General features: G+C 57.7%; 18 protein-coding genes. 6 read left to right on the top strand and 12 right to left on the bottom strand.

Annotated elements, in window-relative coordinates:
* Positions 1 to 83 precede the first annotated feature (83 nt).
* Both PUT78_RS16520 and PUT78_RS16515 read left to right on the top strand, forming a co-directional pair.
* Positions 84 to 638, top strand: a complete 555-nt coding sequence (locus PUT78_RS16520; protein WP_274353383.1) for a MarR family winged helix-turn-helix transcriptional regulator — start codon at positions 84 to 86, stop codon at positions 636 to 638.
* 75 nt (positions 639 to 713) lie between these two features.
* Positions 714 to 1,889 (top strand): CaiB/BaiF CoA transferase family protein, encoded by a 1,176-nt coding sequence (locus PUT78_RS16515; RefSeq protein WP_274353382.1) that lies wholly within the window; start codon positions 714 to 716, stop codon positions 1,887 to 1,889.
* A 119-nt stretch (positions 1,890 to 2,008) separates the two neighbouring features.
* Here PUT78_RS16515 and PUT78_RS16510 read toward each other — a convergent pair whose 3' ends face one another.
* Genes PUT78_RS16510 through PUT78_RS16485 form a run of 6 tightly spaced genes read right to left on the bottom strand, consistent with a single transcriptional unit; the run spans position 2,009 to position 7,674 of the window.
* A complete protein-coding gene (locus PUT78_RS16510) occupies positions 2,009 to 3,010 on the bottom strand; it encodes a Gfo/Idh/MocA family protein (protein ID WP_274353381.1) in 1,002 nt (333 codons plus the stop codon).
* 27 nt (positions 3,011 to 3,037) lie between these two features.
* On the bottom strand, positions 3,038 to 3,892 hold the full coding sequence (locus tag PUT78_RS16505; protein ID WP_274353380.1) for a PfkB family carbohydrate kinase: 855 nt from the start codon (positions 3,890 to 3,892) through the stop codon (positions 3,038 to 3,040).
* A 4-nt stretch (positions 3,893 to 3,896) separates the two neighbouring features.
* The gene (locus PUT78_RS16500; RefSeq protein ID WP_274353379.1) at positions 3,897 to 4,673 is read right to left on the bottom strand and encodes an HpcH/HpaI aldolase family protein; all 777 of its coding nucleotides are present in this window, start codon (positions 4,671 to 4,673) and stop codon (positions 3,897 to 3,899) included.
* Between the two features lie 13 nt (positions 4,674 to 4,686).
* The gene (locus PUT78_RS16495) at positions 4,687 to 6,189 is read right to left on the bottom strand and encodes a tripartite tricarboxylate transporter permease (protein WP_274353378.1); all 1,503 of its coding nucleotides are present in this window, start codon (positions 6,187 to 6,189) and stop codon (positions 4,687 to 4,689) included.
* A 6-nt stretch (positions 6,190 to 6,195) separates the two neighbouring features.
* Entirely contained in the window at positions 6,196 to 6,675 is a 480-nt protein-coding gene (locus PUT78_RS16490) for a tripartite tricarboxylate transporter TctB family protein (protein WP_274353377.1), read from the bottom strand.
* Positions 6,676 to 6,684: 9 nt separating this feature from the next.
* The gene (locus PUT78_RS16485; RefSeq protein WP_274353376.1) at positions 6,685 to 7,674 is read right to left on the bottom strand and encodes a tripartite tricarboxylate transporter substrate binding protein; all 990 of its coding nucleotides are present in this window, start codon (positions 7,672 to 7,674) and stop codon (positions 6,685 to 6,687) included.
* Positions 7,675 to 7,831: 157 nt separating this feature from the next.
* Here PUT78_RS16485 and PUT78_RS16480 point away from each other — a divergent pair, with 157 nt between their 5' ends.
* Entirely contained in the window at positions 7,832 to 8,860 is a 1,029-nt protein-coding gene (locus PUT78_RS16480) for a LacI family DNA-binding transcriptional regulator (RefSeq protein WP_274353375.1), read from the top strand.
* A 75-nt stretch (positions 8,861 to 8,935) separates the two neighbouring features.
* Here the strand turns inward: PUT78_RS16480 and PUT78_RS16475 are convergent, their stop codons facing one another.
* A complete protein-coding gene (locus PUT78_RS16475) occupies positions 8,936 to 9,760 on the bottom strand; it encodes a helix-turn-helix domain-containing protein (RefSeq protein WP_274353374.1) in 825 nt (274 codons plus the stop codon).
* Positions 9,761 to 9,846: 86 nt separating this feature from the next.
* On the opposite strand from PUT78_RS16475, the gene PUT78_RS16470 reads away from it, so the two are divergent.
* The 3 genes from PUT78_RS16470 to PUT78_RS16460 all read left to right on the top strand — a co-directional run bounded on the left by PUT78_RS16470 (position 9,847) and on the right by PUT78_RS16460 (position 14,561).
* A complete protein-coding gene (locus tag PUT78_RS16470; RefSeq protein ID WP_274353373.1) occupies positions 9,847 to 11,775 on the top strand; it encodes a TRAP transporter permease in 1,929 nt (642 codons plus the stop codon).
* Positions 11,776 to 11,796: 21 nt separating this feature from the next.
* Positions 11,797 to 12,807, top strand: coding sequence for a TAXI family TRAP transporter solute-binding subunit (locus PUT78_RS16465; protein ID WP_274353372.1), 1,011 nt, complete (start codon positions 11,797 to 11,799; stop codon positions 12,805 to 12,807).
* Between the two features lie 167 nt (positions 12,808 to 12,974).
* On the top strand, positions 12,975 to 14,561 hold the full coding sequence (locus PUT78_RS16460) for a sulfatase-like hydrolase/transferase (protein ID WP_274353371.1): 1,587 nt from the start codon (positions 12,975 to 12,977) through the stop codon (positions 14,559 to 14,561).
* A 51-nt stretch (positions 14,562 to 14,612) separates the two neighbouring features.
* Here PUT78_RS16460 and PUT78_RS16455 read toward each other — a convergent pair whose 3' ends face one another.
* The 5 genes from PUT78_RS16455 to PUT78_RS16435 all read right to left on the bottom strand — a co-directional run bounded on the left by PUT78_RS16455 (position 14,613) and on the right by PUT78_RS16435 (position 21,201).
* Positions 14,613 to 16,187 carry a sulfatase family protein gene (locus PUT78_RS16455; RefSeq protein WP_274353370.1) on the bottom strand — a complete coding sequence of 525 codons (1,575 nt, stop codon included), beginning with the start codon at positions 16,185 to 16,187 and terminating at the stop codon, positions 14,613 to 14,615.
* Positions 16,180 to 18,150, bottom strand: coding sequence for a TRAP transporter permease (locus PUT78_RS16450; RefSeq protein ID WP_274353369.1), 1,971 nt, complete (start codon positions 18,148 to 18,150; stop codon positions 16,180 to 16,182). The genes PUT78_RS16455 and PUT78_RS16450 overlap by 8 nt, the downstream gene beginning before the upstream one ends.
* A gap of 67 nt (positions 18,151 to 18,217) precedes the next feature.
* Positions 18,218 to 19,162, bottom strand: coding sequence for a TAXI family TRAP transporter solute-binding subunit (locus PUT78_RS16445; protein ID WP_274353368.1), 945 nt, complete (start codon positions 19,160 to 19,162; stop codon positions 18,218 to 18,220).
* A gap of 92 nt (positions 19,163 to 19,254) precedes the next feature.
* Positions 19,255 to 20,169 carry a LysR substrate-binding domain-containing protein gene (locus PUT78_RS16440; RefSeq protein ID WP_274353367.1) on the bottom strand — a complete coding sequence of 305 codons (915 nt, stop codon included), beginning with the start codon at positions 20,167 to 20,169 and terminating at the stop codon, positions 19,255 to 19,257.
* An 87-nt stretch (positions 20,170 to 20,256) separates the two neighbouring features.
* The gene (locus PUT78_RS16435; protein ID WP_274353366.1) at positions 20,257 to 21,201 is read right to left on the bottom strand and encodes a LysR family transcriptional regulator; all 945 of its coding nucleotides are present in this window, start codon (positions 21,199 to 21,201) and stop codon (positions 20,257 to 20,259) included.
* Positions 21,202 to 21,209 lie beyond the last annotated feature (8 nt).

Below are 21,209 nucleotides of genomic sequence, written 5' to 3'. Positions count from 1 at the left end.
TGTAGTTCATAACTTGAACTTTTTATGATGCATGTGTCAATACCCTTTTCTGCCTTTGACAGGAATGCAGCACCCCATATAGGTTGGATGAAAATTTGAGAGTGAGACATATGACCGAACATGAAGGCGCCGTCCCGTCCTGCGTTGAGTCGATCAATCTGGGCCATTTGCGTGCGAATTTACCGTTTCTGTCCCAGACGATCCGAGCGTTCATCCGCGCGGAAAATGTCGAGCATTTCGGCGATATGCATACCGAGCATGGCGAGATCGCGACGCTTAGCCTGATCCGCGAAAATCAGGGCATCTCTCAGAATGAACTGGCGCAGCATATTGTTCTTAAAAAGTCCGCTGTAACAAGCCTTATCAAGAACCTGGAGAAGCGTGGTCTGGTCCAGCGTCGTAAGGTCCGAAGTGACCGACGCTATAATGCGTTGTCGCTGACGCCATCAGGTATTGAATGGCACGACCAGCTGATGCAGCGGATGGAGGCACAGCACAACGCCATGCTCGGCCCGTTCAGCACAGCGGAGTCTGCGATGCTGTTTCAGTTGTTGAACACCCTGCATGATCATCTTGCAATGCGCTCAAAACACCGGGACACCCTGTCACCGGCCTTGAAAGACCCGCAAGAGAAGTAGAAAATTCAGCCGCTGTCAGCTTGACCTCACAGTATATAAAGTTCATATATTGAACTTATTTGAGGAGGGATCATCATGGGGCAGCCACTTGCCGGTATGCGAATTGCAGATTTTTCGCATGTGATTGCGGGGCCGCTTGCGACCCATTTCCTGCGCTTGATGGGTGCCGAAGTCATCAAGGTTGAACCACCCAAAGGGGATGTTCTGCGCAATTATACCCAAAGGCAGGAATTGCGCGGTATGGCAGAAGCTTTCATTGGTGTGAATGCAGGCAAGAAATCACTGGTTCTGGACCTGAAAGCAGACTTCGGACAGGAAGCTGCAAGACGGCTGATCGCAACAAGCGACGTCATGATCGAGAATTTTCGTCCGGGTGTGATTGATCGCCTTGGGCTGGGACATGAACGTGTCATGGCTGAAAATCCCTCGCTGATCTATTGTTCTGTTTCCGGTTACGGTCAGAAGGGGCCAATGCGCGATCATCCCGCTATTGACCAGATTATTCAGAGTGTTTCAGGACTTATGACCCTGTCAGGGGAACATGAGGCGCCGCCAATGCGTATAGGTTTTCCTGTCGTCGACACCTATAGCGCGTTGATGACGGCGTTTGCAGTTCAGTCTGCATTGCTGCAACGCGAGCGCGACCCTGCGAAACAGGGACAGTATGTTGATGTCGCGATGCTTGACGCCTCGTTGGTCATGATGGCGTCGGTTATCTATCCTTTGCTGATTTCCGGCACGGAACCTGTGCGGACCGGCAACCGGGGCTTTTCGCTTGCGCCAACGGCCGATACATTCCCAACCCGGGACCGACAGATCACCATTGGCGCGGTTCAGCAAAACCAGTTTGAGCGGCTGTGTCATGTGCTTGAACTTCCACATCTGATCAGTGACCCCCGCTTCAGGGATTCCGATACGCGCATTGTGAATGACGCTGCATTGCAGACCGAATTGACGGCGGCATTCGCGAAGTTCAGCGCCACGGAATGCGAAGAGTTGCTGTCCAGGGCAGGGGTGCCCGCAGGTGCTGTAAGAAAGGTGTCGGATGCATTGGAATTGGATCAGCTGAAGCTCCGAAATCTGATGATCGATGTGCCGACCCCCAACCCGCATGTGCCGGTTGCAACAATCCTGAATGCCGGATTCGAATTTGCACATGACGGGCCGGGGCATGACGCGCCCCCCCCGAAGCTGGGCGAGCATTCCGCAGAGATTCTGGACGAACTTGGCATGCAGGATTTTCAGGCGTAGCGCATCAACAAAAAGCGAACAAGCTGTGAAGGCCAGGATGGGGGATCGATCTGTTAGATGTGGAACTCAGAGACAGGAAAAACGGGCGGGGGCCGGCACGCTGAAACCCCCGGAGCTACTTAGCCAACGGAGACGCCCGCCATATGATAGATTGATTCCATCAGCCGCAGCGTCTTGAGATTGTCGAGCCGGTCCGTTGCAAAGGGTCTGGCGTGGCGCAGCCCCTCGACAAACTCGCAGATCGCGCCGGTGAAGCAGGCCTGATAATTGGCGCTCAGATCATGCAACGACAAGTTTTCGGGCTGCGAAAGCAGTGCGATACGGTCCCGGTCATAGACCAGCGTATCCTGCGTGCCCACCAGTTCCAGACGGTCAGTCGGCAAATCGGGGTATCCCAGTGCCGAAATATTAGCATCAATCTGAACCAGCGCCCCCGAATGTGCCCGCAACGTGATCAGCGCCACATCCTCGCCCTGCAAATCAGGATTCAGCCGATCCAGATGCACAGCCATCACTGTCATCTCTCCCAGAATTGCACGAAGTGCGTCGAGATGGTGAATCAGAACTTCAAAGACCAGCAACCTTGGAAACTGCGCCAGATAGGGCTGGCGGTTCAGCAAAAAGGGCACCTGACCCGGATAGGCATTCAGCGCGGAGGCCCGCACCGTCAGTCGGGCATGACGCAACTGGCCAATCTCGCCTGCCTGCACACGATGCGCGATTTCGGCATAATGGGGGCGGAAGCGGTAATTCTCATGCACCATGAAGCGCACACTCTCCCCCAGATCGGCAATCAGACGCTCTGCTTCGGCCACGGTTGGGGTCATGGGTTTCTGGCACTTTACATGCACACCGCGCGCCGCCGCCTGTCGCACCAGATCGGAATGCGTGCCAACCGGGGTGATGATATCCACGGCATCCGGCTTCGTCTTATCCAGCATGTCGGCCATATCCTGAAACACCATCGGAATGCCGTATTCGGTTGCACGCGCCTGTGCTCTTGCCAGATCAGGGTCGCAGATCCCGACAAGCGAAATATCGTTCTGCGCCCGCCAGCCCGCAAGGTGAAAGGCACTGATCGCACCAGCACCCGCGATGGCAATTTTCAAGGTTCCGGTCATGGATCAGCTTTCTGTGTCTTGATGTTTTCATGGAAATGCGGGCGGCAAGGCGGCCACATGCCGCGCGGCAGCGCAGTTCGCGGCGGTAACCGCAGCGCGTTCAGTTTTCCCGCCAGCCAGCGCAAGCGTGAACGCTGCATGCCAGAAATCCCCTGCGCCATTGGTGTTGACCGCACGCGCATGCGGCACGGCAACGGAATAACCTTCTGCGCCATCATCGCAAAGCACAGGATCGGGGCCGCGCGTGACACAGACCCATCTTTGCAAACTGCGCGCCACCTCGCGCAAGGTGCGTGCATCGCTTGCACCGGCAAAATCTTCCAGTCCTTGCATCGAGAAGGCGATATGCGTTGCTTCCTGCAAGCCTGATCCGATGTTTCTGACGGGGGCTTCGGCATCCAGCACAGCAGGTTTGCCCGCTGCCCGTGCCGCAGCCAGAACCGGCGTTGACAGCTTGGCAAACCGCGTATCGCAAAGCGCTGCGTCATAGGGGAAGTTCAAGTCAGGCAATGGCAGGTTATCACAAAGTGAGTCCTGCCTGAAATTGATGATCGTGCGTTCACCATCGGGTTGGATCAACACCGCTGAATGCGGGGTCACTTCACCGGCAATGCGGTGAAGACCATCCAGAGGGATACCGCTGTCGCGAATGCGCTCGGCCAACAGATTGGCAAGAGCATCATCGCCCATGGCCCCCCGCAAACTGGCGCGACCGCCCAGAATCTGCACTGCCGTTGCTGCAAGCAGTGCTCCTCCGCCCCCCAGAAACCGCGTGGCGCTTGCCTTGTGTTTCAACCCCATCACAGGAAATGCTGGCACGGAAAATTCCATATCCAGCGCCACCAGGCCAGCGCAGAGGATGTGCAGGCGATGCGCCGTCATGCGCTTACGCCAGCATCTCGTGGGCGGCGTTGCGTGCCTCACGCGCCGCCCTGGCCAGAAGCGCCACGTCGCAGGCCCCTGCAATGAAGGTATACCCCGCCGCGCGCAGCGAGCGATAATCGTGATCGGCCCAAAGCACCGTACCGAGCATAAGCCCAGCTGCACGCGCAAGGTCTTCTGCCCGTGCAATAGCGGCGCGCACCTCTGGATGTGCCATGTTTTCCAGATGCCCCATTGATGCCGCAAGGTCATTCGGCCCGATAAAGATCATGCTGACCCCTTCAATCGCGGCAATCTCGGGGATGGCCTCTATCGCGTCAACATGCTCGATCTGAACCATGAGCAGCAACTCGTCATGCGCCCTTTCGCGGGCGTAATCGGGAATCGCCCCATAACCCGAAGCCCGCAGGATCGGCGCAGCGTAGCCGCGCCTGCCGCGCGGCGGATACAAGCAACTTTCGGCGACGGCGCGCGCGACCTCTGCGGTCTGAACCATGGGCACCATCAGCGAATGCACGCCCTTATCAAGCACGCGCTTCAGAACAGTGTCAGACCCGTCGGGCACCCGAAGCACGGCCACACCACCAGCGGCTTCGATTGCGCGGATAAGGGGAATGGCCTGTTCCACCGCCGTGGGGCCATGCTCGCAATCCACAACCACCACATCCCAGCCAGTATGCACCAGGACTTCAGCAACCTCTGCCGATCCAAGGTCAAGCCAGGCAGCGGCGACAGTCTCGCCTGTCTCCAGTCGCGTCCTGAGAGTATTTCGTCTGTTCATCTATTTGTCCGTTTCATTTGTGGGGCGTTGTTGCATCAAGAAAGCTGCGCAAGGCACGATAGAGCAGGAGTGCCCATATAATTAGGGTAAGAGCACCCAGAACTGCCGCCGTATCACGCGCGAAAAACTGAGTCAGATCGCCGCGTGCCTTCATCATGGAAACCATAAAGTTATCCTCCACGATGCGCCCCAGAACGATGCCGAGAATCGCAGGGGCCAGCGGAATCTTTGCCCAGAGCATGGCACTGGCCAGAAGCCCCAGCGCAAGGATGATCCAGATCGCAAGCGTGCTGCCGGTAATTGCAAACCCGCCAATCATGGCCAGCAGCAGGATAAGCGGCATCAGAATGGCACGGGGCACGCGCAAAACCTGTGTGGCAAGCGTCACAACCAGCCCTCCGGCAAAGAGCATCAGGATATTGGCCATCAGAAACGCGCCGAAGATGGTGTAAACCAGAGTGGCATCGCTGTTAAAGATATCCGGGCCAGGTGTCAGCCCTTTCATCATCAGGACACCGATTGCGATGGCTGTCACACTATCGCCCGGAATGCCGAAGACCAGCGCCGGCGTCCAGGCACCGGCAACGGCGGCGTTATTGGCCGCACCACCATCAACAATACCTTCGAGATGGCCCTTGCCATAGGCCTCGGGGTTTCTGGAAAACCGCCGCGAGACGGCGTAGGCAATCCATGCCGCGACATCTGCCCCTGCGCCGGGCAGCGCCCCGATCACCGTTCCGCCAGAGGCCGAACGCAAGACATTCTTCCACAATTGGCCAAAGCGGCGCGTTGCTGTGGCAAGGGCTTCGCCCAACGGCTCTACTGTCAGCTTGACCAATTTCGTCTGATGCCCAAGCGCAGCGTTACGCAACAATTCCGAAAGCGCGAACATGCCGATCATTGCCGGTATGAAGCTCACACCATCATACAGTTCCAGATTGCCGAATGTGAAGCGCGGATGCCCTACGGCCACATCGATCCCGATTGTCGCAATGGCCAGGCCTATCAGAAGGCTTGCAAAATTCCGTGGCACCGACGGGCCGCCGACCAGCACAGCGCAGGACAGCCCGAGCGTGGCCAGCCAGAAGACCTCATCGCTGGAGAAGCTGCGCGAGAGATTTGCCAACAGGGGCGTTGCAAGGGCAAGGATCAGAACCCCGATCACCCCACCGCATACCGAAGCGAAAAGCGCCGCGAAAAGGGTACTGCGCGACTTGCCCGATTGTGACAGGCGATAACTGTCCTCGACATAGGCGGCGGAGGCGGGCGTGCCGGGAATCTTGAGGATTGCGCCAGAGATATCCCCGGCGAAAATGGCGGTTGTGGTGGTTGCGACAATCGCGGCAGCGGCCTGAACCGGGTCCATGAACCAGGTGAAGGGCACCAGCAGCGCCACGGCCATCGTCGCGGTCAGCCCCGGCATGGCCCCGACAAAAGAGCCGTAGAGCGTGCACAAAAAGATCGTGCCAAGGATCTTGGGTGACAGGACAGTCGCGAGAATTGCAAACATATCCATCAGCGATCACCAGGCATATGGCGTAAGTACGCCCCAGGGCAGAACCACACGCATCAGCGAATAAAACACGTAATGCAGCGCGAAGGGCACCACTGCCGCCATGAAAACCGCCAGAAGCAGACTGCCGCCGAAGATGGGAACCGCACAGAGCAGCACCAATGCCGCAGCAAGATGAAAGCCCAGCAGCGGCAGCAACAGCGCGAAACCTGCAACCAATGCGGCCACAGCGACAAAGGCAAAGGCCCCCAAAGTGACGCGCGGGGCAGGCGGCGCACCTGCTTCAGCCGCCCCGGCACGCAAGCTGCGCAACCCTTCGATCACGATTCCGATGGCCGAAAGGATGAGTCCCCCGGCAATGATGCGCGGAAAAAGATCAGGACCGTAGGGCATGGCCCGGATACGCGGGAAACCCTGCGTTGCTATAATCATGGCGATAGCGAGGGCAGTTATGGCTGCCCCCACAATCAGATCACGTCTGAGTTGCATTGGCCCGGATCACTCCGCCAGCCCGATGGCCTGAATGGTTTCTCCCAGTGCGGTGTCCTGGGCGACCATGAATTCTGTCAGCTCTTCACGGCCCATGAAGACAACATCTGCGCCGCGCGATGCCTTGAATTCGGCCCATTCAGCGCTTTGCGTGATTTCATTCACTGCTTGCTCATAGGCGCAGGAAATTTCATCCGGTAGCCCTTCGGGGCCAGAGATGGTGATATAAGCCGCCAACGTCCAGCCGCTTTCAAGCACCTCGGACGTCACTGGCACATCCGGCAAGGCTTCCATCGGGCTGTCATGCATATAGGCCAATGCCCGAATTTCGCCTGCCTCAACGAGTGCGCGACCTTCAGACAGGGCCGGTGTTGCAATATCCACCCCTCCCGCGATCAATTCCTGCATGGCAGGCGCGGCACCTTGCGATGGAATCCAGCGAATGGCCTCTGGGTCCATCCCTTCGGCATTCAGCATCCCGGCCAGCGCAAGATGCCAGATCCCCCCGAGAGAGGTACCGGAGGCAGTCAGTTCGCCCGGATTCGCGCGCGCATGCGCCATCAGGTCTTCCAGCGTTTCGAAAGGACTGTCATGGCCGACCAGAACACTGGCGGGCACAATATCGATCAGCGCGATCGGTGCGATGTTTTCATGGGTCATGTCGGTTAGTCCGACCCAATGCATGGTATTAATCTCAACCGTGACCGCCCCGACCGTATAGCCATCAGGCGCTGCATTGGAGATGGCGCTGTGGCCTGTCACGCCATTTCCGCCCGTGCGGTTCACAACGTTGAACGGAACTCCCCATTTCTGTTCAAGCATCGTCGCCAGCATGCGCGAATTGGCATCGGTTCCACCCCCTGCGCCCCATGGCACAACATAGGTCACAGCGCGATCCGGGGTCCAGTCGCAAGTCTGGGCATAGGCGGCTGTTGATGCGGTTGCAAGCGCCGCAGCGGCAACACCACGCAACAGCGTGTGAGTCATCTTTCTGGTCATGTGTTCCTCCTCCTCCTCTTTGGTGGAGAGTTTTGTGCGCAGACACTGCGCCGCAACTCTCTGGTGTCAGATAAACATGTTGAAAATGATCTAGTCAATCGATTAAACAAGAAATTGTCTTTGCAAAAGTTGCATCGCATTTGGCAATGAGATCCTGATGACCACCAGACGCGTGACATTGCGAGACGTCGCCCTTGATGTGGGCGTGACTGTTGCCACCGCCTCCATGGCGTTGCGCGCAAACCCGCGTATTTCGCAGCAGACAACAGCGCGTGTCCAGGAAGCAGCATTGCGGCTTGGATATATCTACAACCGCGCTGCTGCCAATCTTCGGCAAACCTCTTCTTCCTTGGTTGCTGTCTGCCTAAGCGATCTGTCCAACCCGGTTTTCAACGAATTCCTTATTCATATCGAGGAAGAGTTGCGTGCGCAGGATCGTCTGGTCTTTCTGGGGATTGCCCGCGAAGATCTTGCGCTGCAACACCAGTTTCTGCAAACGGCGCTGGAACAAGGCGCAAGCGGTTTGCTCCTGCTGCCAGTGCGTGGCACCACCCGCACCGATCTGACGGTGATCTGGCCTGAAGGGCGATCCAGACCACTGCTACCCACTGCCTTGATTTCGCGCGCGCTTGAGGATGTGCCAGTTTCGCAATTTCTGAACGATGATTTTGTGGCGGGCCAGATGGCGGCGCAATGCCTGATCGATCACGGGCACAAGCGCATTATCTGGGTCGGCGGTGGGCAGGAAACCTCTACCGCGCGCAATCGGCAGGCCGGCGCAACAATGGCAATGGCCAAGGCGGGTCTCCCCTCGCTGGAGTTGATGCACGGTCCCACCCTGCGGCAGTTCGGTCGGCACGCCGCCGAGCATATATTAGGTCGCCCAGCCACACCTGAAAGGCCAACTGCCGCAATTTGTTTCAGCGATCTGATTGCCTTTGGTATGGTCAGCGGCATTTTGCAAAGTGGCACCACCCCTGCCGAAAGCCTGTCTGTTATCGGATGCGATGATATGGAAGAGGCTGGCCTGCTTTATCCGGCGCTGACGACAATCGCTGTGGACAAGGCCGGCATCGGGCAGCTGGCTGTGCAATCCCTGCTCAGGTCAGAGCATCAGGCGAAAAAAGTGCTTCTGCCCCCGCAGCTTGTATTGCGGGCCACAGTGGGGCCGTGCAAGGGGGCATAGCGCCCTGGTCAACGCATGAAGGATTTCGGCCACCCCGGCGTGGACGGGCTGAAGGCGAAGGGAACTTGGCAGCAATCATTTCTGATATTTGCCGGGATTTGCCGGAACACTGATTGCGGTGCTGTCAGTATCGCGGAGCGCCGCTTCTATGTGCCGTGCTGTCGCGGACAACTCATCCAGATGGCGCCCGACGAAATCGGTTTCGGTCATTGCGCTGGCGACCCAGGACAGGTTTACGGCGGCAACACGGCCCTGTCCCAGATCGACCGGAACAGCGATTGCCATTACCCGCCCCTCTCGGGGGATCGAAACGAAATATCCTTTCTGGCGCGCGGCGTAACCGCGGGCGCGGATGCGCGCAAGTGATGCGTCGAGATCGGCCGCCGGGGGCAGCGCGCGATCAATGCCGCCACCCAGCACGGGTAGTTCGGAAAGGATGCGCTCACGGATGTCGGCAGATGACCAGGCCAGAATCGCCCGGCCCATCGCTGATGGAAGAACATGGATGCGTTGGCTGATCACATCGCGGTTGACCAGAAATGGCGACATGCGGCGCGAATTCTCCAGGACCTGAATGGCACCATCGCGGTAAACACCAATGTCCGAGGGCCACAGAACCTTTCGACAAAGCGCATCAAGCATTACGCCCGCAATTTCGGTTAGCCGCGCATCCGGATCGTCATTTCCGGTGGCCGGATTGTTTTGTGGTGACAGCCGCCACAGCCGGTCCGCAAGCCCCTGATGCGCCACACCGGCGGCTGCCAACGTGCGGAGAATGCGCAGAACCGTCGGCTTCGGGAGTCCGGAGCGCTGCGTAACCTCGGCCAGCGACATCGGTCCTGATCGGCGCAGGAAGTCCATGACCAGCAATCCGCGCTCAAGCGAGGCAATGCGTTTCATGACTAAAATTTCTCCTGGTGAAACGGAATGCATTTTTTGTAGCCGGAAAGTCGTTGGGTCACCAGACTGAAAAACAGGAGTGAAATATGCCGGTTTGGGAGGACGGTATGGATCAGGGCGAGAATGCCGCAGGCGCGAGGTTTCTGAACGCTGCAACTGCGCTTTTGGGCGTATCTCTGGCTTTGGTCGGGATCTGGGTCGCCGGTTTTGGCGGGTTCAGCGAAACCTTGCTGCGGGTCGGCACCTATGCACTGGGCAGTGTGGTGCTGCTGTTGGTGTCTTTCTCTCGCGACATTGCTGGTCGCCATTACATCGCAACCGGGGCAAACGTTGTTTTGGCGCTGGCACTGGCGGTATCGGTCATCCGCTGGTTCGAGATTGGACAGGCGCTAGAGACGGGACTTTATTTCTTTACGCGAGAGGATGTTGTGATCGGCTGCGTCGGACTTGCCGCGCTGCTGGAACTGACGCGCCGCGCCTTCGGGCTGCCGCTGGTGATCGTGTGCCTGCTGGTGCTGGGCTATGCCTTCTGGGGCCAGAGTCTGCCATCGATTTTCCGCCATGGCGGCTATTCTCTGGAACAAATCGTGCGGGTGGTCTGGTATTCATTCGATGGCGTGTTCGGCGGCCCGCTTTCTGTCGTCGTATCACTGATCCTGGTGTTCATCGTTTTTGGCGCGCTGCTGGAAGCCATAGGGGCGGGCGCCGTGCTGCTACGATTCGCTGTCGTGGCCACCGGGCGGCTGCGCGGCGGCCCGGCCCATGCGGCAGTCGCGGCCAGCGGCGTTTTCGGCACCATGTCCGGATCGGTTTCCGGCAATGTGGTGGGCACCGGTGTCATGACCATTCCGATGATCGTGGAGCGGGGCTTTCCCCGTCGCTATGCTGGTGGGGTCGAGGCGGCAGCCTCGGCCGGTGGTCAGTTCATGCCGCCGATAATGGGCGCGGTTGCCTTCATAATGGCCGATGTGACCGGGATTCCGTATCTTACGATCTGTCTGGCCGCACTGTTGCCGGCACTGTTTTACTACGCATCGCTCTTTCTTTCGGTGCATATGGAAGCCTTGCGCCGCGGCATTAAACCGGTGCCGCGCGCAGACTTGCCGCGCCTGACCCCGCATGACTGGCGCATGTCACTTTGTCTCGTCTTGCCGCTGGCGTTGATGATGGCGCTTATGATCAGCGGCCGCTCGCCTGCGCTGGCCGGGTTCTGGGCCGTATTCGCCGTTGTCGCGCTGGGGGTCGTGATGAACCCCGAGGTTCGCCGCAAGCCCCTGATGCTACTGAAAGGTTTGCATCAGGGCGGGCTTGCCTCTGCGCAGATCCTGATTGCAGTGGGGGCGATCGGCATCGTCATCGGCGTGATGAACATGACCGGGCTGGGCCTGCGCTTTGCAGGGCTGATCCAGAGCGCGGCAAGCGGGTCGCTGTTTCTTTCGCTGGTTCTGATGATGCTGGGCGCCCTGGTGCTTGGTATGGGTATGCCGACGGTTCCGGCCTATCTGATAGTCGTTTTGGTCATGGGTCCGGCCATTGAGCGGTTGGGTGTGCCGACGCTGATTGCGCATATGTTCGTCGTGTATTTCGCGGTGCTTAGTGCCATTACCCCGCCTGTGGCTATCGCGGCCTTTGCCGCCGCGCCCATAGCCCGCGCCAATCCGGTCGCAATCGGGATTGATGCGACGCGACTGGCGCTGATTGGCTTCATCATTCCGTTTGTGCTGGTCTACAATCCCTCGCTGACATTGGTGATCGATGTGACCCCAGAGGGGTTGATCTGGGTGTGTCTGCGGCTGGGGCTGGCACTTTGGATGTTCACCACCGGCTTCGCTGGTTTTGGTGGCAGACCAATTGGCATGCCCATCCGGCTGGTGCGGCTGGCATTGGGTGTGGGTTTGTTGGTCCCCGATATCTGGATAGAGACCGCAGCCGTCGTGCTGACCCTTATGCTGGTCTGGCTGGACTGGCGGGCATTCCGCAGCGATGCCGCGCAGATTTCCCGAACTACTGTTTGACACCGTGAAAAGGAGGATCACATGTCGACCCTGAAAACCGGACTACTGGCTATTGCGCTTTCCGTCGGGGCGGTCACTGCCGCTCCCGCGCAAGAGTTCTTCCGCCTGGCCACGCTTGGGCCGGGCTCTTCGCCCTATCTGGTGATGAGTACCTTTGCCCAACTGGTGGGCCAGCAGCTTGATGATGTCGAGATACAGGTCAATGCCACTGGCGCCGCGACGCAACACGCGCTGGAAGCCGGGGCAGGGCAGCTTGATTTCTTCATGTGGTCAGCCAGTGTGCATGCCAACATGGTCGAAGGCACGGCAATGTATGCCAACGTACCGCAGGCCGCAGACCTGTCGCAGAACCTGCGCGCGGTATTTGCCTTTCCGCTTGGCCTATATCACATTACCACAAATGCCGACAGCGGCATCGAGCGGCTGGAGGATCTAGAGGGCAAGACCGTTTTCCTTGGCCCCCCGGGCGGGGGCGCAACCGCGATCATGCAGAACGTGGTTCGTGCAGCGACAGGGCTGGAACCGGGTGCCGGGTATCAGCAGGTACAGCTGGGCTGGGATGGTGCGACGCAGGCGTTTCAGGATGGCCGGATCGATGTTTACATCAACTCAACCCTTGTTCCCTCGCCGGTGATTCAACAGATCGCCCTGAGCCGCAAAATCCGATTTCTGGGCTTGACTGAAGAGCATCTGGCGCAGCCAGTGGTACAGGCAATCCTGAACCGGCCGGGCGGTCTGCTGGGGGAAATTGAGGCCGGTGTTTACGGCGACAATCAGGTGAATGCCGAACGTGTGGTCACGCTGGGCTCCACTGTCGGGATCGGCGCTGGCGCACATGTGGACGAGGACGCGGTTTACCGGATTACCAAAGCCTTCTGGGAAGCGGTGTCCGACATCCGCGATAGTACGCCCTGGCTGCGTCAGGTAACACTGGAAGGGGCGCTGACCGATCTGAACCTGCCGATCCACCCCGGTGCGCTGCGCTACTACGAGGAACTGGGAATCGATATCCCTGACGAGTTGCGCCCCTGACCGGCGACTGTCGGTGAACTAGCGCATGTTGCGGACAAAGTAAAAACCGGTTTTCTGCCTTCCGGACATGCGAAATCAACAAGTCAGAGTGCGGCGTGTGAATGCGAATAACGCGCTCTGGCGTGCCCGCCTTTTCGGGTGGGTGCGCTTCCTTGCTGGAGAGATACATGCCAATTTCTGACGCCAAACCCATACGCAATATCCTGTTTATCATGGCCGATCAGCTGCGCGCTGATTACCTGTCGTGCTATGGCCATCCCCATCTGCAGACCCCGGCGATGGATGCACTGGCAGCGCGGGGTGTGCGGTTCTCGCGTGCTTATGTGCAGGCCCCAGTTTGTGGCCCTTCGCGGATGAGCTTCTATACCGGCCGCTATGTTGCCTCGCACGGGTCCAGCTATAACCGCGTGCCGCTGCGGGTTGGGGAAATGACGATTGGCGATCATTTGCGTCCGCTTGGCCTGCGGACCGCGCTGGTTGGCAAGACCCACATGACTGAAGATCGCGACGGCATGACCCGGTTAGGTGTCGACCGACAGTCGGTGGAAGGGGTCTTTGCTGCCGAATGCGGATTCGAACCCTATGAACGCGATGACGGGCTTTGGCCGGACGAGGTAAACCCCCATGATCTGGCGTATAATCGCTGGCTGCGCGCGCAGGGCTACGAGGGCGACAACCCCTGGCACGCCAATGCCAATGCCGGGCGCGATGCAGAGGGCAACTTGAAATCCGGCTGGCTGATGCGCAATTGCGCCGAACCCGCGGCAATTGCCGAAGAGCATTCCGAAACCGCCTATATGACCATGCGGGCAATGGAGTTCATCGACGAGGCTGGCGACCAGCCCTGGTGCTTGCATCTGTCATATATCAAGCCGCACTGGCCCTATATCGCCCCCAGCCCTTATCATGCGATGTATGGGCCGCAGCATGTGCTGCCCGCCAACCGCACCGAGGCGGAACGCAAGTCCCCACATCCGGTTGTCGGCGCATTCATGCAGCATGAGGAAAGCGTGAATTTTGCCCGTGATGAGGTGCGCGAAACAGTGATCCCGGCATATATGGGGTTGATCCGCCAGGTCGATGACCACCTCGCAAGACTCTGGGAATTTCTTGAGCAACGGGGATTGTTTGAGAATACGCTGATCGTGGTAACATCTGACCATGGTGATTATCTGGGCGATCACTGGCTGGGTGAGAAGGAGCTGTTTCACGAGGAAAGCGTGCGCATCCCGATGATTGTGTATGACCCTTCGGCCGCCGCTGACGCCACGCGCGGTACAGTGGACGACGCTTTGGTAGAGGCAATCGATCTGGCCCCCACCTTTGTTCAGGCCGTCGGCGGAACAGTTCCTGCGCATATTCTGGAAGGGCGCTCGCTATTGGCGCGGACCCGCGCGACGGGCGAGGGTTGGCGGCATGCCTGTTTTTCACAATGCGACTATGCGTTTCGCGGCGCTCGCCTGACGCTGGGGCGGGCACCGTCCGAGTCGCGTGCCTGGATGGTGCGCACTGATCGCTGGAAGTATGTCGACTATGACGGTTATGCCCCGCAGTTGTTTGACCTGATGGAAGACTCTGCCGAACAGCATGATCTGGGCGGAAGCGCGGATCATGCGACAATTCGCGACGAATTGCGTGATGAACTGTTCCGCTGGCTGCGGGACCGTCGGATGCGGGTTACCCTTTCCGACACACAGATTGAAGCGCGGACCGACACACACAAACATCGCGGTTATCTGTTCGGGGTATGGTAGTGTATGCATCGCTGGAATGACATTCGCGCTTCGCCGCTTTGTTGTGCGACGCTAAGCCCGCGCTACAGGGGCGGGCGAAAGGTCAGCAGCGGCCAGTTCCGCCCGGGCCAGATCCTCTAGCAGGGAAAGCTTGATGGCGCTGTAGCCCGGATCGTTCCATAGATTGCAGAACTCGCCCGGATCATCGTCAAGATCGTAAAGTTCGCCCCAGCTCATGTGCTGATAGACTGACAGGCGATAGCAATCGCGGCGAAGCGAATGGACATTGGGCCGGATCGGCATGCCATCCATGATCTTCTGATGTGCATACTGAATAAGCGCCGTTTCCCTGGCATGCGACATCAGGTCAACGCCCTGCATGCCATAGGCTGGTTCGATCCTTGCACGTTCAAGTATCGTGGTTCCGATGTCGTAGGTCTGACCAATCTTGTCAGTCCGTTCTCCGGCCGGGCCTTCCGGGTCCGCCCAGATGAAAGGAACTCTGGTGATCTGTTCGTATTGCTCCGCGCCTTTCAGTAGCAGCTTGTGGTCGCCCAGATGGTCGCCATGATCAGTTGTGAACATCGTAACGGTCGTGTCTGCGCGCCCAGTATCGTGCAACGCTTGCTTAACCCGCCCGACCGCGTCATCAATCATGGTAATCATGCCGCAGGTCAGCGCTTGCGCTTCCTGTGCCTCGCGCAATGTCACGGCAACGGAGTTCAGACCGCCCAGCATGGCGCGACCTTCCTCTCGTGTCCGCAAGATCCCGGCAACATGTTCTGGCGGTGTCCAGTCATTACGCAAGAAGGCCTCTGGAACTGGCATGTTAGCGGGGTTGTACATGTCCCAGTACCTGCCCGGCGGGTTGAACGGATGATGTGGGTCCGGCCACGACACCATAAGGAAAAAAGGCCGTTCACTGTCCTTGCGCGCGGCAAGCCACGCCTCGGCACGTTCAGCAATATAGGTGGTGGAATATAACTCCTCCGGGATCGCGGTGCGCACGGCCTGCGGACAGATGTAGTCATGCGGCAGCTGGTTTTCCGGCCCGATCAGGGCATCGGCGTCAGGTTCTTTACTATAAAGCCAGTCACGATAATGGCCTCCGACACCGTCCCCGTGTCCGATTACCAGTTCAACATGATCAAAGCCGTAGAAAGGTGTCGGAAAATTCGGATTTCCATCCGCCCAGTAGCGTGGTTCCTCAAGCTTATAGGCTGGCTCTGTCAAATCGTGGCGGACCGCCTCGCGCAGATCACCATTGGCATGATGATAACCTGAACGTCCTTCGGGCTTCTTCAATAGAGGCGGCTGTCCGGACAAAGTCTGAAGATGGCTTTTGCCGATCAGGGCGGTATCATAGCCCGCGTCGCGCAGCAGTTCCACGAATGTCACGTTTCGACGTGAAAGAGGACTGCCATTCATCCGCACGCCATGACTTGAAGGCAGGCGCGCAGTCATCAGGCTGGCACGGTTGGGCATGCAGACCGGGCTTGCGACATAGAAGCTGTCAAATGCAAGTCCCTGCTGCGCCATCGCGTCGATATGCGGGGTTTGAACTACCGGATGTCCGTAACATCCCAGATAATCGGCTCTGTGCTGATCGGTGATGAAGAGGATGAAGTTTGGTCGTTTTTCAGGCATCCTGAGCCCTTCTCTTTGCATTTCCGATACGGGCGGTCAGAAGAACCACACCTGTGGCCAGCCCGAAAAGATCAATGTATTCGCCATATGGAACAACGCCGCCAGGAACGAGGCAAAGCACCCCTGAGGCGATGAAAAGCAACCGCCATAAGGTGGACAGACGCCCCCCTGTATAGGCAATCCAGCCTGCCGAAATCAGCCAGACACCTGCGGTAGAGAGCACAAAAATCCGGGCAACTTCGAATGCACTGCCCTGCCAGAGCATTTCTGGAGACATCACAAAAATGAACGGCACCACATAGGCCGGCCAACCGAACGCGGCTGCTGCCAATCCGGTTCGTATGAAATCCGAGCCTGATATTGTTGCAGCTGCAAACGCTGCGGCGGCGACCGGCGGTGTGATCATCGACAAAATGCCGAAGTAGAAGGCGAACATATGTGCGGCCAGGGGGGGCACACCCGCCTCGACCATCGAAGGAACGACAAGCGTTGCCAACAAAAGGTAGACGCCGACGGTCGGCATACCCATGCCCAACACAATCGAAATTGCACCCGCCAGCAGTAGGATCAGTGCAAGGTTCCCACCGGAGAGCTGGATAATGGCTTGCGTCAGCGCAAAACCCAAACCGGTGATGTTCAGAACACCGATCACGACCCCGGCCATCGCAGAGACCATCAAAAGATTGGTAACTGCGATTCCAGTATCGCCAAGCGCAACGAAGAAGGTTTTCCAGTGCATCCGCACACCGCGATACCCGTAAAGCAATGCAATAGGGATAAGCACACCAACAGCCCACATCGCGGCGGTTTGTGGTCGAATATTAAAGGTAAACAGGCCAAGCAGGATCACCGCAAACGGCGTGATATAGGGCCAGCCTCTTGCCAGAACCTCGGTCGCGCGAAATGTAAGATTCTCAAGCGGTTTGACGCCTTCACGCGCGGCATACAGGTCCGCTTGAATGAATAGTGCGACGTAATACAGAACCGCCGGGATCAGCGCGGCCAGAATAACCTCCCGGAACGGGATTTGCAGGAATTCTGCTATCAAGAACGCTGCGGCGCCCATCATCGGCGGCATAAGCTGACCACCAGTAGATGCAACAGCTTCGATGGCGGCGGCCTTTTCTTTCGGATAGCCGCCCTTTTTCATCATGGGAATCGTCAGCACGCCAGTAGATACAACATTGGCGACCGCCGATCCTGAAATCGAACCAAACAGCGAAGAGGCCATGATCGCCACCTTCGCTGATCCGCCCCGATAGCGTCCCATCGCTGCGGTTGCGATCTCTGTGAAGAAGTTCGCGCCGCCAGACGCATTCAGCAAGTTCCCGAAGAAAATAAAAGCGATAACGATAGAGACGACAGTCGCGATCGGCAGCCCGATGATTCCGTTTGAATCCAGACCGACATACATGAACAGCCTGTCAGTCGCGACGTTTCGGCCCTGAAAGTGACCGGGGATAAAATGGCCCAGAAGCCCGAACATAAGGAAGAAAAGCACGAAGATGAACAGCACCGGACCTGCCGTGCGACGAAGCCCTTCCGCAACGCCTGCGACGATGATCGTACCAGCGGCAAGTGAGCCGAGTGGCTTCTCGAAAAGTGTTTCGACGATCTGGACATAGAATACCGCGACATAGAGGCATGCGCCGAATGTTATGATTGCGAGGGCAAGATCATACCAAGGCAGGTTGGTCCGCGTCGCCCCGCGATGAAACGGACGAATAAGGAACACTGTGGCGAGGCCAAAACCAAGCACCAGCGCAAGCAACTGCTCGTTGATAAATACGAACCCCAGCTTGCGATAAAGATCCAGCGCGTCAGACAACGCAAGGACAACAATTGTCGCGCCGAGGAGCTTGGCAGCCAGGATCGATCTGCTGCTACTTTCCTGGGGCTTGAAATCGTTGGGCAATGCGGCATCGCCAGCATCAGCCATCGACAGTTTCTTGTCGGCTGCCACGACAGTCTCCTCCGATGTCATTGGAAAATTTGGGCTGACAGCCGTCAGGTGTCAGCCCATGATGCGATCACATGCCCATTTCGGCAAAAAACCGTTCTGCCCCAGGGTGGAACGGCACGCCGATATCCGCGTTCATCCTTGCCGGATCAAAGCCTTCGAAAGCGCCTGCTGCTGCAACCAGTGCAGGTTTGTTGTCATGAAGCGCTTTGATGAAATCGTAAACGAGGTCGTCGGACACATTGGCGTTTGCCAGCACGACGAATGGCGTTGTGAAAGCGCCTGTAGGTTCATGAATGCCCGGAAAGTTCGGGCCAGGCTCAACTGTTTCAATCCAGGCACCTTTGTAAACTTCGGTCAGGTTGGCCAGCGCTTCATCACTGTTCTCAACCGCAAGAATCCGGATGCCGCCAATGGTTGCATCGGCTTGCAAGGTGCGGCCGGAACTGAGCGAGAAGAAGGTGGCGTCAACATTGCCTGCTTCGAAATCCTCTACGCCTCGGACGCCGGACGGTACCGGCACGCGCTGCACATCGTCATACGTCAGGCCCACCGTTCTGAGAACCGATTCCGAATTCAGCTGCGCCCCTTTTTGCTGCAAAAAGTCGGAGGCCAGACGCCGCCCGGCCAGATCGGACAATGTGTTGATGTCGCTGTCTGCGCGGACCATGAATCCGCTATAAAGCGGGAACAGCACGGCTGCGACCCGGATATTTTCATTCGGCCTGGAGAATTCACCTACCCCGCCATAGGCATTCGCCGCGACCACACCATTTGCGATGGAAAATTCCATTTCACCGGCGTTCACAATCGGCACAACGACGTTCGGGCCGCCCTGTGGCACAACGCGCATGCGAATGTCCGCCTGCTCGATTGCTACTTTGGCGAGTGCTGATCCGGTAGCATATGCCACGGAACCTTGCGGATTGGTGCCAATGGACACGGTTTGCGCTTCAGCGACGCCAGCGAACGCCAAAGCGACTGCGGTAAGCCGCAGGGTGTTGTTCATAAACATGAGTCCTCCTCCAAGTTACTCATTGACGAGAAAACATATATTTCGGAGCAAGAAAAATACTGACTCTGCTTTTTACATAACAATTATGTTCATTAAATGATGCTCGCGTTTCTTCGAACCTCGTTCATCATGGCTTTTGTCGCCTTGCTTACACTTGTTTTCGGGTTGGTGCTCATCCCGACTGGTCCACGTATTTGCCAGTCCGTCACGTTGATTTTCCGCATCTTGCCCTCGCGATAATCAAGGTCGACAACGCCCCTTGGCACGACCCAGATGCGGTCCGACATAAGCGTCAGGCGGCGTGCCAGCGAAACGGAGTTTGTCTCGATCACATCGACAAAGGCAGTCACGCCAGCACTTTGGAACTGCCGGTCTGTTTCTGTGCGGACAATTGTTTCCGGCACGTTCAGAATCAAGGGATAGCTGGCAATCCGGGCAGTTGTGACGCTTTTGCCTGCGCCCTCAAGCAATGGATGCTCAGGTCGCGCGGCACATTCCAGTGTCTCGTAGTACAGATGCTCGAATGCCAGCCCCGCCATGTCTTCCGGCGGCCCGAGGCGACCTATCACAAACGCAACGACCCCCCTTTGAAGCATTCTGAGAAGTTCCTTGTTGGACCCCTGGACAACCCGGATCCCCGCATCAAAGCCTTGTGCCCGAAGTTCCGTGAAAATCCCCGGAAGGAATTCCGCCGAAGCTGTTGGCAATGCACCGATGCTGATGACCTCGCCACTTTCCTGCAAATTGCCGACTGTGGAATATGCACTGATCAACTGGTCCATTCCTGTTGAAACCTGTCGATAAAAGTTGTCACCGGAAATGGTCAGGTGGCTTCCCCGTCGGTTGCGTTCAAGAAGCTTCTGTCCGACGATTTCTTCCAGTTCGTTCAACGTGCGTGATATCGCGGGTTGTGCGATATTCAGTTTTTCAGCTGCGCGCTTCACGCTTTGCTGGCGCGCGACTTCCAGAAAACAGCGTATGTGGCGTATGTTGATGCGATCTTGCATTTGCCTTCGAACTCACATGATTGATCTATAGCGATAGCATTGCAAACAGCATGTCGTGACACTGTAGGAGGTGATATTATAGTGTATTTAACGGGTGTTCAGATCATCCTTGACGGCCTTGGCAATGAGATTTCGGAACCATTGATGAAGGCGCGATTCATGGGTCCGCGCCGTCCACACCATCGCGATCTCGAACGGTGCCGGAAAGGGGCATGGCGCAATGTGTAATGCGGGCTGCATTGATCTGGCCGCTTTTTCAGGCACCGATGCGATCAGATCGGTGTTCACAATCAAATCCGCAATATCTGCCGGGCTGGGAACGGTTATTGCCGGGCGCAGATCGAACCCCATGGACTGCAATTTTGTGACATAGCTGGATGACCATCCGCGTCCGTAATCGATGCCGACATGGTTGGCCGTGCCGTAATCTTCCAGCGTCAAGGGTCGTTGCGCCAGCGCATTGCCCGGGTCCATGATGCAGACATAGGATTCGGTTAGCAATGTACGCTTGTAGAAGCCTTCGGCGTCAGGCAGCATTGGCCCGATCAGAACGTCAGCTTCGCCGCTGATAAGTTGTTTCGGCCCCCGGGTCTGGGCCTGCAACGCGACCAGTTCGGCAAGCGGCGCGGCGCTGCGCAGCGCGCGGGCGACAAGCGGCAGGATCAGACGTCTCTCATAGTAGTTTCCGCTGATTGTGAACTGATGCCGGATGCGGGCAGGATCGACATCTTCCGGCGTAATCAAACCCTCAAACAGGCCCAATATTCGGTCAGCCTCTGCCACTGCCTGTATGCAGCGTGCCGTCGGAGCGACGCCTGCACCCTGCCGGATGAAAAGGGAGTCCTTGAATGCGGTCCGCAGTTTATCAATGGTATAGCTGACGACGGATTGGCTGACGCCGAGCCTGTTGGCGACTTCTGAAAATGACCGGTGCAGATACACCAGCTTCAGCGTTCGAAGCGCCTGAAAGTCAACCTTGTATGGATCGCTCTGAATGGTCTGATCTCCTTGCAGGCCGGCCGGTCGATTCATCGAAATTT

The organism is Roseinatronobacter alkalisoli, from assembly GCF_028745735.1.
Lineage (GTDB): Bacteria > Pseudomonadota > Alphaproteobacteria > Rhodobacterales > Rhodobacteraceae > Roseinatronobacter > Roseinatronobacter alkalisoli.
Note: the sequence above shows the minus strand (reverse complement) of the source record. Positions and strands in the feature narration are given on the sequence as shown.

Coding starts and splice junctions, on each gene's coding strand:
- PUT78_RS16515 (WP_274353382.1), top strand. CDS start 714: ATGGGGCAGCCACTTGCCGGTATGCGAATTGCAGATTTTTCGCATGTG.
- PUT78_RS16510 (WP_274353381.1), bottom strand. CDS start 3,010: ATGACCGGAACCTTGAAAATTGCCATCGCGGGTGCTGGTGCGATCAGT.
- PUT78_RS16505 (WP_274353380.1), bottom strand. CDS start 3,892: ATGACGGCGCATCGCCTGCACATCCTCTGCGCTGGCCTGGTGGCGCTG.
- PUT78_RS16500 (WP_274353379.1), bottom strand. CDS start 4,673: ATGAACAGACGAAATACTCTCAGGACGCGACTGGAGACAGGCGAGACT.
- PUT78_RS16495 (WP_274353378.1), bottom strand. CDS start 6,189: ATGGATATGTTTGCAATTCTCGCGACTGTCCTGTCACCCAAGATCCTT.
- PUT78_RS16490 (WP_274353377.1), bottom strand. CDS start 6,675: ATGCAACTCAGACGTGATCTGATTGTGGGGGCAGCCATAACTGCCCTC.
- PUT78_RS16485 (WP_274353376.1), bottom strand. CDS start 7,674: ATGACCAGAAAGATGACTCACACGCTGTTGCGTGGTGTTGCCGCTGCG.
- PUT78_RS16480 (WP_274353375.1), top strand. CDS start 7,832: ATGACCACCAGACGCGTGACATTGCGAGACGTCGCCCTTGATGTGGGC.
- PUT78_RS16475 (WP_274353374.1), bottom strand. CDS start 9,760: ATGAAACGCATTGCCTCGCTTGAGCGCGGATTGCTGGTCATGGACTTC.
- PUT78_RS16470 (WP_274353373.1), top strand. CDS start 9,847: ATGCCGGTTTGGGAGGACGGTATGGATCAGGGCGAGAATGCCGCAGGC.
- PUT78_RS16465 (WP_274353372.1), top strand. CDS start 11,797: ATGTCGACCCTGAAAACCGGACTACTGGCTATTGCGCTTTCCGTCGGG.
- PUT78_RS16460 (WP_274353371.1), top strand. CDS start 12,975: ATGCCAATTTCTGACGCCAAACCCATACGCAATATCCTGTTTATCATG.
- PUT78_RS16455 (WP_274353370.1), bottom strand. CDS start 16,187: ATGCCTGAAAAACGACCAAACTTCATCCTCTTCATCACCGATCAGCAC.
- PUT78_RS16445 (WP_274353368.1), bottom strand. CDS start 19,162: ATGTTTATGAACAACACCCTGCGGCTTACCGCAGTCGCTTTGGCGTTC.
- PUT78_RS16440 (WP_274353367.1), bottom strand. CDS start 20,169: ATGCAAGATCGCATCAACATACGCCACATACGCTGTTTTCTGGAAGTC.
- PUT78_RS16435 (WP_274353366.1), bottom strand. CDS start 21,201: ATGAATCGACCGGCCGGCCTGCAAGGAGATCAGACCATTCAGAGCGAT.